Here is a 12,238-nt window from a genome sequence, read left to right as displayed (position 1 = left end):
CGTAGCCGAAACATGTCCGCCAGCCCGCAGCCGCTGCGCATCGCGATCACGACCGGCGAGCCGGCCGGCGTCGGCCCCGAGCTGACGGCCCGTGCACTCGCCGACGCGGCGGCGCGCTGGCCCGACGCGCGCTTCACGGTGCTCGGCGACGCGGGCCTGATCGCCGAGCGCGCAGCCGCGGTCGGCGTCGATTGGGCGCGCATGACGGCGAGCGGTGCAGACGCGCATGTCGCAGACGCGCATGTCGCAAACGCGCATGTCGCAAACGCGCATGTCGCGGTCGCGCATCGCGCGCTCGCCGCACCCGCCGAAGCGGGCAAGCTGAATCCGGCGAACGGGCGCTACGTGCTCGATCTGCTCGACGCGGCGATCGACGGCGCGGTCGCCGGCGCATTCGACGCGATCGTCACCGCGCCGCTGCAAAAGAGCACGATCAACGATGCCGGCGTGCCGTTCACCGGCCATACCGAATATCTCGCCGAGCGCACGCATACGCCGCACGTCGTGATGATGCTCGCGGGCACGGGCGAGCGGCCGCTGCGCGTCGCGCTCGCGACGACGCACCTGCCGCTCAAGGACGTGTCGGCCGCGCTGACCATCGACGGCCTCGCCGATACGCTCGCGATCGTCGACCGCGACCTGCGCCGCAGCTTCGGTCTCGCCGCACCGCGCATTCTCGTGACGGGCCTCAATCCGCACGCGGGCGAGAACGGTTATCTCGGCCGCGAGGAAATCGACGTGATCGAGCCGGCGCTTGTGCGCGCGCGGGCCGCGGGCATCGACGCGCGCGGGCCTTATCCCGCCGACACGCTGTTCCAGTCGCGCTACCTCGAGCACGCGGATTGCGTGCTCGCGATGTTCCACGACCAGGGGCTGCCGGTCCTCAAGTACGCGACGTTCGGCGAGGGCATCAACGTCACGCTCGGCCTGCCGATCATCCGCACGTCGGTCGATCACGGCACCGCGCTCGATCTCGCCGGTACGGGCCGCGCCGATCCGGGCAGCCTCGTCGCCGCGATCGATACCGCCGTGACGATGGCGCGCCATCGGCGCGCGGGCTGAATTTTCGCGTCATCCGTTTTTCTATTTTTCGATGTCGAACAGCAGACAGCACCAAGGGCATTTCGCGCGCAAGCGCTTCGGGCAGAACTTTCTCGTCGATCACGGCGTGATCGACGCGATCGTCGCGGCGATCCGGCCCGAGCGCGGCGAGCGGATGGTCGAAATCGGGCCGGGCCTCGGCGCGCTGACGGGGCCCGTGATCGCGCGGCTCGCGACGCCCGGCTCGCCGCTGCACGCGGTCGAGCTCGACCGCGACCTGATCGGCCGCCTGAAGCAGCGCTTCGGCGACCTGCTCGAGCTGCACGCGGGCGACGCGCTCGCGTTCGACTTCGGCTCGCTCGCCCTGCCAGGCGACAAGCCGTCGCTGCGGATCATCGGCAATCTGCCGTACAACATTTCGAGCCCGCTGCTGTTCCATCTGATGTCGTTCGCGCACGTCGTGATCGACCAGCATTTCATGCTGCAGAACGAGGTCGTCGAGCGGATGGTCGCGGAGCCGGGCACGAAGGCGTTCAGCCGGCTGTCGGTGATGCTTCAGTACCGCTACACGATGGACAAGCTGATCGACGTGCCGCCCGAATCGTTCCAGCCGCCGCCGAAGGTCGATTCGGCGATCGTGCGGATGATCCCGCATGCGCCGCACGAGTTGCAGACCGTCGATCCGGCGGCGCTCGGCGAAGTCGTGACGGCCGCATTCTCGCAGCGCCGCAAGATGCTGCGCAACACGCTCGGCGGCTATCGCGATCTCGTCGATTTCGATGCGCTCGGCTTCGATCTCGCGCGACGCGCGGAAGATGTCGACGTCGACGAGTACGTGCGCGTCGCGCAGGCGGTCGGCGCGCGGCGCGCGGGCGGCTGATCGGCGGCTGACGGGGCAGGGCGCGTCGCGCGATTTTGTCCGGTCGGCGCCGGCGATAGGGGGCGCTTGGGGCGGCTTCGTCGTTGCGCGGATTGCTTCCGGCATCGCTTCTTTTCGGTTGCGGGGCGCGACGCCGTAAGCATGCATCCGCGCGCTGGCCTCGGACGAGGGGCTTTCTCGATCTATGCGCGGTCGATCGTCGATACGCGGCGGTCTTGCCGCGTGGCGGGCCAGGGCGCGGCGACGGCATGGCTGCGCGGTGGCTTTCGCGGTGCCGTCGACAACGCTTCTTCAGGGCCGAAGCCTGCAATCCTCACGCTGCGCGCATCGGCGTATCCGTGCCGACACATCAGCGCATTGGCGTATCGGCACGCCGGCACATGCACGTCGACACGTCGGCGCGCTTGCAGATCCACGCGTGAGCACGTCGGCACGTTGGCACATCAGCCCATCGGCGCAGCGATTTGCGCCGGCCTCCATTTCTCTCGACCAACCCCGCATGCACTTACTTGCCGTCGCCGCGCGGCGGCGCGTTGACGAGCCCGATGCCCGCCAGCACGAGCACGGCCGCCGCGCCGAAGCGCGCATCGACCGAATCGCCGAGCAGCAGCACGCCGAAGCTCACGCCGAAGAGCGGCGCGAGGAACGTGAACACGGAAAGCCGCGCCGCGCTGTAGCGCGTCAGCAGCCAATACCACGCGAGATAGCTCGCGAACGCGACGATCACGCCCTGATACGCGAGGCTCGCGACGGCGAGCGGCGTCACGTGCGCGAGCGTCGTCTGTCCGGTCATGACGGCGAGCCCCAGCAGCACGGCCGACGACACCGTCAACTGGTAGAACAGCGTCTTGCTCGCGGTCGCGCGAGCGAGCGACGTCGAGCGCACGACGACCGTCGTCGCCGCCCACATCACGCCGCCGAGCACGCCGAGCGCGTCGCCCGCGAGTCCGGCGAGCGCCGATGCGCCGTCCGCGGCCGGCCGTGCGAAGCCGTCGGCGAATGCGACGGCGATGCCCGCGAACGCGATCGCGACGCCCGTCCATTGCGTGCGGCGCATCTTCTCGCCGGGCGCGAACAGGTGCAGCCCGAGCGCGGTGAAGCACGGCGCCGTGTAGAGAAAGATCGCCATGCGCGCGGCGCTCGTCAGCGTGAGGCCGAAGAAGAGGCAGACGAACTCGCCCGCGAACAGCGTGCCTGCGGCGACGCCCGCGCCGAACGTGCCGTCCGCGCGAAAGAGCGGCGTGCCGCGCGCGCCCGCCCATGCCCACACGCCGATGGCCGCGATCGCTGAGCGCAGCCCGGCCTGGAGCATCGGCGGGATCGCGTGCGTTGCGCTCTTGATCGCGACTTGCTGGAAGCCCCAGATCGCGCACAGCAGAACCATCACGCCGATCGCGCGCAAATCGAGCGACGGGCGCGCCGGCGCATAGGCGACGGCGCTCATCGGGCGCTCCTGAAAACGGCGGCGTGAGCCGAGAACGGGACGCCGGCCGGGCGCTCGGCGGGCCGGCTCGGTTCGAAGAAATGGGTTCGCACGGTTCGCAGGCCGGTGGGATCGGCGGTCGGAGAGGGTTGTTCGGATCTTCGATTCGTTACGGGACGCCGACCGGGCGGACGTCGTCGCGCAGCGCGGCAGGCAGCGTTGCGGCGCACGCATCGCGAGCCCGCCGCGACGATCTTAACCGATCGCGCCGCGCGCCGCGCATCGCCCCTGCTGCCCGGATGGACGAGGCGCGTGCCGGCGGGAATCGCGCGGGTCTGGTACATTCGCACGTTCAAGCAAGTCCCCACGGAGTACCCATCATGCGTTTGCTTCACACGATGCTGCGAGTCGGCGATCTCGACCGCTCGATCAAGTTCTACACCGAGCTGCTCGGCATGAAATTGCTGCGCCGCGACGACTATCCGGACGGGAAATTCACGCTCGCGTTCGTCGGCTACGGCGACGAGCGGGACCACACGGTCATCGAGCTCACCCACAACTGGGACACGAAGTCGTACGAGCTCGGCACGGGCTTCGGCCATCTCGCGCTCGAGGTCGACGACGCGTACAAGGCGTGCGAGCAGATCAAGGCGCAAGGCGGCAAGGTCACGCGCGAAGCCGGGCCGATGAAGCACGGATCGACGGTGATCGCGTTCGTCGAAGATCCGGACGGCTACAAGATCGAGTTCATTCAGCGCAAGATTCACTGAGCGCAGTCTCACCGCGCGGGGCGCTGCGGCGCTCCGCGCCGGCCTGCGGTGCGCGATGCGATCGAGCATGCGTACCGCGTCGTTGTTCGTTCCCATGATCTTGCTTGGCTTCGGCTGCGCCACGCAGCGGCGCGGTTGCGTTCGCGGGCGGGTGCCGCGCGGGTTCGAGCGCCGCTGCGGGTAATGCGCTGCATGCCGTCGCGCGGATGCGTCGGATGTGCGATGCGGGACGAACGCAGTGCGAGGAAAAGAAGACCGAGCCGGTTGAATCGATCCGGGCCGGCGTCAGTCGGCCGGCAGTCGTGACGATGAAGACCGGCCCGTGTCGGATGCTGCGGCGGCGCTCGGCCGCGGCGAGCGTTTCCCGTTCGAGGTTTGCAAGCCGAATCGCCAGCGAGCGGGCGGCCGCACCATCGACGCGCGGCGCTCAGAGCGCCGGCAGCAGCTCCGGCGGATGGTGCTTCAGCGTATGCCGCGCTTCGCGGAATTCCGGGAAGATCGATTCGACCGTCTGCCAGAACGCCGGGCTATGGTTCATCTCGCGCAGATGCGACAGCTCGTGCGCGACGACGTAATCGACGATCGACATCGGAAAGTGGACGAGCCGCCAGTTCAGGCGGATCTTGCCGTCGCTCGAGCAACTGCCCCAGCGCGTCGCGGCCGACGACAGCGCATACATCGAATACGTGACGCCGAGCTTCTCCGCATACATCGCCAGCCGCTCGCCGAAGATCCGCTTGGCCTCGTTCTGCAGCCAGCCCTGCACGCGATCCTTGATCTGCTGCTCGCTCGCGTGCGCGGGCAGGCCGAGCTCGAGCGTCGCGGCGGCCGCATCGAAGCAGAGCGCGCCCTTCGCCGACGCGAGCGCGATGCTGACGGGCTTGCCGAGATACGGAATCTGCGCGCCTTCCTTCCAATCGATCTGCGGCAGCGCGCGCTGCTCGGTTCGCGTCTGCCATTCGGCGAGCTTGTTGAAGATCCAGCGGCGCTTCTCGGCGATCGCCGCTTCGATGTCGGCGAGCGTCACCCAGCGCGGCGCGGTGATCGTGAGGCCGCTGCCGTCGATCGCGAAGCCGATCGTGCGGCGCGCCGAGCGCTTCAGCTTGTATTCGAGCACGCGGCCGTCGAGCGCGAGCGTGCGGCGTCGGGAGCGGTCGGCGTCGGGTGGCGCAGCGGGTGCGGCGGGCGCAACGGACGAAGCGGGCGGAACGGCGGAAGGGGAAGCGGGGGACGGCGAGGCGGCCGGCCCGTCGAAGAGCGGCAGGTCGAGCTGGCGGTGATCGAGCGCCACGACGGCCGGCCGTGGCCTGGGACGCTTCGGCATCAGTTCGCTTCGTTTGGCGGTGCGCAATGGGTGAAACTCGCTTGACTTCAGGTACGCGCGGCGTCGGACGCACGGTCGGCGCCGCGTGCGCCGTCGCGCTCGTGCCGGTAGGCGTCCGGGTCGATGCGGCGCATTTCCGCTTCGATCCAGTTTTCGACGCGTTCGTTCAATTGATCGGGGGTGAGGCCTTGCGTGTCGATCGGCTTGCCGATCGACACCGTGACGGTGCCGGGATATTTCATAAACGAATTGCGCGGCCACACGCGTCCCGCGTTGTGCGCGATCGGCACGACGGGCGCGCCCGCGCCGATCGCGAAGCGCGCGCCACCCGTCTTGTACTTGCCCTGGTTGCCGACCGGCGTGCGCGTGCCTTCCGGAAACATGATGACCCACGCGCCGTCCGCCATCCGTGCGCGGCCCTGGCGGATCACCGAGTCGAACGCGTTCTTGCCGTCCTTGCGGTTGATGTGGACCATGTGCAGCATCCCGAGCGCCCAGCCGAAGAACGGCACGTACAGCAGCTCGCGCTTGAACACGTAGCAAAGCGGCTTCGGCATCAGCGCGGGCAGCGCGACCGTCTCCCACGCGGACTGATGCTTCGGCAGCAGCACCGCGGGACCGTCGGGCAGGTTCTCGAACCCTTCGACGCGATACCGGATGCCGTTCAGCCAGCGTGCGACGAAGAGCGTCGACTTGCACCAGCCGGCCGCCATCCAGTAGCGTGCGTTCGGGCGCAGGAACGGGAACGCGATGAAGCACGCGGTCGCGTACAGCGCCGTGTAGACGATGAAATAGACGAAAAGCAGCAGGGAGCGGACGAAGCGCATCGGCGTGACGTTACGGTGAGGGAGGATGCGCGCGGGACGGCATCACTCGTGATCTTCGGAAAGGAAATCGAGCGCGAACGCGCGCAGGTCGTCGTGCACGCGCGTGCCGTCCGGCAGCCCGCCCGCAGCGAGCGTCTTCTTGCCCTTGCCCGTCAGCACGAGGTGCGGCCGAAAGCCGAGCGCCGCGCCTGCCAGCAGGTCGCGCAGCGAATCGCCGACGACGGGCGTGTCCTCCGGATCGATCTCGAAACGCTCGGCGATCAGCTTCATCATGCCCGGCTGCGGCTTGCGGCAGTCGCAGTGGTCGTCGGCCGTGTGCGGGCAGAAGAACACCGCGTCGATCCGCCCGCCGACCGCGGCCGCCGCGCGATGCATCTTCAAATGCATCGCGTTCAGCGTCGCCATGTCGAAGAGGCCGCGGCCGATGCCCGACTGGTTCGTCGCGACGACGACGCGGTAGCCCGCGTGATTGAGCCGCGCGATCGCCTCGAGGCTGCCGGGCAGCGCGACCCACTCGTCGGGAGATTTGACGAATGCGTCCGAATCGACGTTGATGACGCCGTCCCGGTCGAGGATGACGAGCTTCTTGCTGAGACTGGTCGGCATCGCATGGTTCCTCTGGCTTATGCGGCGAGCTTCGAGATGTCGGCGACGCAGTTCATCTGCTGATGCAGCGCGGACAGCAGCGCGAGCCGGTTCGCGCGCAGCGCGGGATCCTCGGTGTTGACCATCACGTCGTTGAAGAACGTGTCGACGGGCGTGCGCAGCGCGGCGAGCGCGGACAGGGCGCCCGTGTACGCGCGCGCCTCGAGCTGCGACTGCACGCGCGGCGTCACTTCGGCGAGTTGCTCGTGCAGCGCCTTCTCGGCCGGTTCGACGAAGAGGGTCGGCTGCACCGCGCCGTTCGCGCCGCTCTCCGACTTCTTCAGGATGTTCGCGATCCGCTTGTTCGCGGCCGCGAGCGCTTCGCTTTCGTCGAGGCGCGCGAACTCGCGCACCGCGTCGAGGCGCGCGACGATGTCGTCGAGGCGCGTCGGGTTCAGGCTCAGCACCGCATCGACTTCGCCCGCCGAGTAGCCGCGCTCGCGCAGCAGGCCGCGCAGGCGGTCGATGAAGAACGCGTAGATCGCGTCGGTCGATTCGACGACGCCCGGCACCGCCGCGAAACGTTCGTACGCGGTACGCAGCAGCCAGACGAGATCGAGCGGAAGCTGCTTCTCGAGCAACAGGCGCAGCACGCCGAGCGCGTGGCGGCGCAGCGCGAACGGATCCTTCTCGCCCGTCGGCGCGAGGCCGATGCCCCAGATGCCGACGATCGTCTCGAGCTTGTCGGCGAGCGCGACCGCCGTGCTGACGGGCGTCGCCGGCAGCGCGTCGCCGGAGAAGCGCGGCTGATAGTGCTCGGTGCACGCGATCGCGACGTCTTCCGGCTCGCCGTCGTGGCGCGCGTAGTACGTGCCCATCGTGCCTTGCAGCTCGGGAAACTCGCCGACCATGTCGGTCAGCAGGTCGGCCTTCGCGAGACGGGCCGCGCGGATCGCGACCGTCGCGTCGGCGCCGATCGCGGGCGCGATCTCGCCCGCGAGCGTCTCGAGGCGCTCGATGCGCGCGAGCTGCGAGCCGAGCTTGTTGTGATAAACGACGTTCGCGAGGAGCGGCACGCGGTCGGCGAGCGGTTTCTTCTTGTCCTGCTCGAAGAAGAACTTCGCGTCGGCGAGGCGCGGGCGCACGACGCGCTCGTTGCCTTCGATGATCTCGCTCGGCGTCTTCGTCTCGATGTTCGACACGATCAAAAAGCGCGAGCGCAGCTTGCCCGCCGCGTCGGTGAGCGCGAAGTACTTCTGGTTCGTCTGCATCGTGAGGATCAGGCACTCCTGCGGGACCTGCAGGAATTCGTCCTCGAAGCGGCACGGATAGACGACGGGCCATTCGACGAGCGACGTCACTTCGTCGAGGAGCGCCTCCGGCATCACGACCTCGTCGCCTTGCGCATGCGCGTCGAGCTGCGTGCGGATCGCGTCCTTGCGGCCCGCGAAGTGCGCGATCACGCGGCCCTTCTCGCGCAGCGTGTCCGCGTACGCGCTTGCGTGCTGGATCGCGACGAGGCCGTCCGACAGGAAGCGGTGGCCGAGCGTCGTGTCGCCCGCGTCGATGCCGAATGCGGAGACGGGCACGATGCGTTCGTCGTGCAGCACGGTCAGGCGGTGCACGGGGCGCACGAACTGGACGTCGGCGCCGTCCGGGCGCTGATAGGTCATCACCTTCGGGATCGGCAGCTTCGCGAGCGTTTCGTCGAGCGCGGCCTGCAGGCCGTCGGCGAGCGTCGCGCCGGGCGCCGCGTAGTTGACGAAGAACGCTTCGGCCTTGCCGTCGTGCGCGCGCTCGAGATCGGCGATCGACAGGTTCGGGTGGCCGAGCGCGGCGAGCTTCTTCGCGAGCGGCGCGGCCGGCTTGCCTGCCGTGTCGAGCGCGACCGACACCGGCAGCACTTTTTCGCGGACCTGCTTTTCCGGCGCGACGGCGCGCACGTTCTGCACGACGACGGCCAAGCGTCGCGGCGTCGCGTAGCGTTCGAAGGCGAGCTCGCCTTCGATCAGGTCGCGCGCGGCGAGACGTTGCGCGATGCCTTCGGCGAACGCGTCGCCCAGGCGCGCGAGCGCCTTCGGCGGCAGCTCTTCGGTCAGCAGTTCGACGAGCAGGGAAGCGGGATGGTTTTGCGTCATGGTGTAAAGAATCTCGTCAGTCCTGATCGATCTTGCGTTCGGCCTTCAGCGGCGGCGCCCATGCGGGCTGCGCGGCCTCCTGCGCGTCGGTGGTCAAGCCCGGCACGCCCGGCACCGGGTTGCCGATCATCGGGAAGCCGAGCTTCTCGCGCGAATCGTAGTACGCCTGCGCGACGAGCCGCGACAGCGCGCGAATGCGGCCGATGTACGCGGCGCGCTCGGTCACGGAGATCGCGCCGCGCGCGTCGAGCAGGTTGAACGTATGGCCCGCCTTCAGCACGAGCTCGTACGCGGGCAGCGCGAGTTGCGCTTCGATCATCCGCTTCGCTTCGGCTTCGTAGCTGTTGAAGAACGTGAAGAGCAGGTCGACGTTCGCCTGCTCGAAGTTGTAGGTCGATTGCTCGACTTCGTTCTGGTGATAGACGTCGCCGTAGGTCAGGCGGCGCAGCTCGGGGCCGTTCGGGCCCGGCTCTTCCCACTCGGTCCAGATCAGGTCGTAGACGTTCTCGACCTTCTGCAGGTACATCGCGAGGCGCTCGAGGCCGTACGTGATTTCGCCGAGCACCGGCTTGCAGTCGAGGCCGCCCACTTGCTGGAAGTACGTGAACTGCGTGACTTCCATGCCGTTCAGCCAGACTTCCCAGCCGAGGCCCCACGCGCCGAGCGTCGGGTTCTCCCAGTCGTCCTCGACGAAGCGCACGTCGTTCTGCTTCAGGTCGAAGCCGAGCGCTTCCAGCGAGCCGAGGTACAGGTCGAGGATGTTCTCCGGCGCGGGCTTCAGCACGACCTGGTACTGGTAGTAGTGCTGCAGGCGGTTCGGGTTCTCGCCGTAGCGTCCGTCCTTCGGGCGGCGCGACGGCTGCACGTACGCGGCGCGCCACGGCTCGGGGCCGATCGCGCGCAGGAACGTGTGCACGTGCGACGTGCCGGCGCCGACTTCCATGTCGATCGGCTGGAGCAGGGCGCAACCCTGCCTGTCCCAATAGGACTGGAGCGTCAGGATGATTTGCTGAAACGTAAGCATGAGAGGCCTTCGTGGCGCTGGGCGCTCTGCTTCGGGCTGCCGGCGCGAGCGAGGTTCGCGCCGGCAGCTCGCGCGGCGCGCGGCTTGGGTCTGTGCTAAAACACGCAATTTTACCGGATCGGCGGACGGGTGCGGCCGGAACGGGGTGGGGCAGCCCTCCATACGCGTTCGCGGGCGCGAAAATCGCGGGAAAACGTGCGGCTGCGCGGGGCGGCGCGCACGGCGCGTCGACGCGATTCCCCGGCGATCTCGACACGTTCCTTGCCGCCGGCGATGTCGAGGACGTGAGCCGCGTCCCGGCGCGCGGCGGCGCTGCGCCGAGCGCGCGGCGTGCGGCGCATGACGTTCGACGCAGCGCGCGGCAGACGGCGCTCGGCGGGCGCTCCGCGACGGATCGTGTGTCGGGCATTCGCTCGGGCGCGCATGCCGGCCGGGCGACGCGGCGAAGCCCTCGTCGCATTTTCGAGATGCCGGGCGATGTCGAGCCGGTAAGATGGAGCGCTTCCGGCGCCGCGAGGTGCGCCACGCTGTCACCGTGACGATCGCTTATGTCTTCAGCCGCATCCAGTCCGAATGTTCCGCTCGTGCCGCCGCTCGTCGCGATGCTTCGCCGGTCGCTCGACGCCAGCGGCGACGCCCGCGCGATCTGGCTCGAGGCCGCCCGCCTGCTGCATCCCGTGGACGACGCAGCCATCCCGCAACTGACGATGGCGCTCGTCGGCGCAGGGCGCACGGACGACGCAGTCGAACTTGCGCGCCTCTACGACGCACTCGCGCCGACGTCGCCCGCCGCCGCGTTCAATCACGGCTACGCGCTGCAGTATGCGGGGCGGCATGCGGATGCGATCTCGCCATACCGACGAGTGTTGGCCGTCGCGCCCGCGTGGCCGTCGCTGAAGAACAACCTCGCGGTTGCCGTCCGAATGGCGGGAGGCGACGCGGCGGAGGAACTTGCGCTGCTAGAAGGGGCGGCGGCCGACGCGCCGTCGGCGCCCGACGCGTGGATCAATCTCGTCATCGCGCGGCTGCGCGGCTGCGATCTGCCGGGCGCCCTCGAGGCGTCGGCGAAGGCGCTCGCGCTCGCGCCCGACAGCCCACTCGCGCTCAACAACGCGGCGATGGCGTACAAGGAAGCACAGCGCTGGGACGACGCCGAACGCATCGCGGCGCGCGTCAGCGAGCGCGATCCCGATAATGCGTCGCATCGCTTCAACCTCGCGCTGATTCATCTCGCGCGCGGTGACTATGCGGCCGGCTGGCCGGAGCACGAGATGCGCTGGAGCGGCGCGCCCGAGCTGCGCGGCAAGCTGCCCGCGCTGCCCGGCCCGCGCTGGCGCGGCGAGCCGCTCGCAGGCAAGACGCTGCTCGTGTGGGGCGAGCAGGGAATGGGCGACCTGCTGCAGTTCGCCCGCTTCGTGCCGGCGCTCGCCGAGCGCGTGCATCGCGAAGGCGGGCGGCTCGAGTGGAATTCGTTTCCGCAGATGGGCGATCTGCTCGTGCGCAGCCTGGGCGCGCACGTCGACGGCTATCGCGCGGGCGGCGGCGTCGCCGCGCTCCAGCCGTTCGACTATGAGATTCCGCTGATGAGCGCGCCTTGGATGCTCGGACTTGGCGACGCGCTGCTCGGCGACACCGTGCCGTATCTGCGCGCGGACGACGCGGCGATCGCCGGATGGCGCGAGCGCTTCGCCGCGTCGGCGCCGGTGGACGCAGCGCCGCTGCGCGTGGGGCTCGCGTGGACGGGCAGCCTCACGCATCAGCGCAATCCGTTCCGGCGCGTCGGCCTCGACCGGTATGCCGCCGCGTTCGGCGGGATCGGCGGCGTGACGTTTCATTCGCTGCAGCCGGGCGCGGCGGCGGATGTCGAGGCGGCGCGCGCGGCGGGCTTTCCGATCGTCGACGAAACCGCCGAGCTGAGCACGTTCGACGACACGGCGGCCTACGTCGGCGCGCTCGATCTGGTCGTGAGCGTCTGCACGTCGGTCGCGCATCTGAGCGGCGCGCTCGGGCGGCCGACGTGGGTGCTGCTCGACGTCAATCCGCACTGGGTGTGGCAGCTCGAGCGGCGCGACAGTCCGTGGTATCCGACTGCGACGCTGTATCGTCAGCGCGCGTTCGCGCGCTGGGAGCCGGTGATGGAGGAGGCGGCGCGCGATCTGTGCGAATGGGCGCAGCGCGCACGCTGATGCGGGAAAGCAGGCCGGCCGTCTGCGCGGGCGGCCGACG

Annotated in this window: 10 protein-coding genes; 4 read left to right on the top strand and 6 right to left on the bottom strand. The window is 69.3% G+C overall.

Annotated features, from left to right (window positions below):
• Positions 1–12: 12 nt before the first annotated feature.
• Both pdxA and rsmA read left to right on the top strand, forming a co-directional pair.
• Entirely contained in the window at positions 13–1,062 is a 1,050-nt protein-coding gene (gene pdxA, locus WS69_RS01710; protein WP_059469105.1) for a 4-hydroxythreonine-4-phosphate dehydrogenase PdxA, read from the top strand.
• 31 nt (positions 1,063–1,093) lie between these two features.
• On the top strand, positions 1,094–1,921 hold the full coding sequence (gene rsmA, locus WS69_RS01705; protein ID WP_059469104.1) for a 16S rRNA (adenine(1518)-N(6)/adenine(1519)-N(6))-dimethyltransferase RsmA: 828 nt from the start codon (positions 1,094–1,096) through the stop codon (positions 1,919–1,921).
• Positions 1,922–2,426: 505 nt separating this feature from the next.
• Here the strand turns inward: rsmA and WS69_RS01700 are convergent.
• Positions 2,427–3,365 carry a DMT family transporter gene (locus WS69_RS01700; RefSeq protein ID WP_059469103.1) on the bottom strand — a complete coding sequence of 313 codons (939 nt, stop codon included), beginning with the start codon at positions 3,363–3,365 and terminating at the stop codon, positions 2,427–2,429.
• A 359-nt stretch (positions 3,366–3,724) separates the two neighbouring features.
• Here WS69_RS01700 and gloA point away from each other — a divergent pair, with 359 nt between their 5' ends.
• Complete coding sequence (gene gloA / locus WS69_RS01695; protein ID WP_059469102.1) at positions 3,725–4,114, top strand: lactoylglutathione lyase; 390 nt, start codon at positions 3,725–3,727, stop codon at positions 4,112–4,114.
• Positions 4,115–4,541: 427 nt separating this feature from the next.
• On the opposite strand, the gene WS69_RS01690 is transcribed toward gloA, so the two are convergent.
• From WS69_RS01690 to glyQ, 5 genes are read right to left on the bottom strand one after another with little or no spacing between them, the layout of a single operon-like run.
• The gene (locus tag WS69_RS01690) at positions 4,542–5,438 is read right to left on the bottom strand and encodes a M48 family metallopeptidase (protein ID WP_059469101.1); all 897 of its coding nucleotides are present in this window, start codon (positions 5,436–5,438) and stop codon (positions 4,542–4,544) included.
• Between the two features lie 47 nt (positions 5,439–5,485).
• A complete protein-coding gene (locus tag WS69_RS01685) occupies positions 5,486–6,265 on the bottom strand; it encodes a lysophospholipid acyltransferase family protein (protein WP_059469100.1) in 780 nt (259 codons plus the stop codon).
• A gap of 42 nt (positions 6,266–6,307) precedes the next feature.
• Positions 6,308–6,871 (bottom strand): D-glycero-beta-D-manno-heptose 1,7-bisphosphate 7-phosphatase, encoded by a 564-nt coding sequence (gene gmhB, locus WS69_RS01680; protein WP_059469099.1) that lies wholly within the window; start codon positions 6,869–6,871, stop codon positions 6,308–6,310.
• Positions 6,872–6,888: 17 nt separating this feature from the next.
• Entirely contained in the window at positions 6,889–8,988 is a 2,100-nt protein-coding gene (gene glyS, locus WS69_RS01675) for a glycine--tRNA ligase subunit beta (RefSeq protein WP_059469098.1), read from the bottom strand.
• Between the two features lie 16 nt (positions 8,989–9,004).
• Positions 9,005–10,012 carry a glycine--tRNA ligase subunit alpha gene (glyQ, locus tag WS69_RS01670; protein ID WP_082715876.1) on the bottom strand — a complete coding sequence of 336 codons (1,008 nt, stop codon included), beginning with the start codon at positions 10,010–10,012 and terminating at the stop codon, positions 9,005–9,007.
• Between the two features lie 548 nt (positions 10,013–10,560).
• Here glyQ and WS69_RS01660 point away from each other — a divergent pair.
• Positions 10,561–12,198 (top strand): tetratricopeptide repeat protein, encoded by a 1,638-nt coding sequence (locus tag WS69_RS01660; RefSeq protein WP_059469096.1) that lies wholly within the window; start codon positions 10,561–10,563, stop codon positions 12,196–12,198.
• Positions 12,199–12,238: the final 40 nt, after the last annotated feature.

It is taken from the genome of Burkholderia sp. BDU5 (genome assembly GCF_001522845.1).
GTDB classification, from domain to species: domain Bacteria; phylum Pseudomonadota; class Gammaproteobacteria; order Burkholderiales; family Burkholderiaceae; genus Burkholderia; species Burkholderia mayonis.
The sequence above is the reverse complement of the archived record's forward strand: the minus strand, read 5'-3'. Positions and strand labels throughout refer to the sequence as shown.

Excerpts from the sequence above, each read along its gene's own strand:
- WS69_RS01690 (WP_059469101.1), bottom strand. The coding sequence starts at position 5,438 with ATGCCGAAGCGTCCCAGGCCACGGCCGGCCGTCGTGGCGCTCGATCAC.
- gloA (WP_059469102.1), top strand. The coding sequence starts at position 3,725 with ATGCGTTTGCTTCACACGATGCTGCGAGTCGGCGATCTCGACCGCTCG.
- WS69_RS01660 (WP_059469096.1), top strand. The coding sequence starts at position 10,561 with ATGTCTTCAGCCGCATCCAGTCCGAATGTTCCGCTCGTGCCGCCGCTC.
- gmhB (WP_059469099.1), bottom strand. The coding sequence starts at position 6,871 with ATGCCGACCAGTCTCAGCAAGAAGCTCGTCATCCTCGACCGGGACGGC.
- glyQ (WP_082715876.1), bottom strand. The coding sequence starts at position 10,012 with ATGCTTACGTTTCAGCAAATCATCCTGACGCTCCAGTCCTATTGGGAC.
- WS69_RS01700 (WP_059469103.1), bottom strand. The coding sequence starts at position 3,365 with ATGAGCGCCGTCGCCTATGCGCCGGCGCGCCCGTCGCTCGATTTGCGC.
- glyS (WP_059469098.1), bottom strand. The coding sequence starts at position 8,988 with ATGACGCAAAACCATCCCGCTTCCCTGCTCGTCGAACTGCTGACCGAA.
- WS69_RS01685 (WP_059469100.1), bottom strand. The coding sequence starts at position 6,265 with ATGCGCTTCGTCCGCTCCCTGCTGCTTTTCGTCTATTTCATCGTCTAC.
- pdxA (WP_059469105.1), top strand. The coding sequence starts at position 13 with ATGTCCGCCAGCCCGCAGCCGCTGCGCATCGCGATCACGACCGGCGAG.
- rsmA (WP_059469104.1), top strand. The coding sequence starts at position 1,094 with ATGTCGAACAGCAGACAGCACCAAGGGCATTTCGCGCGCAAGCGCTTC.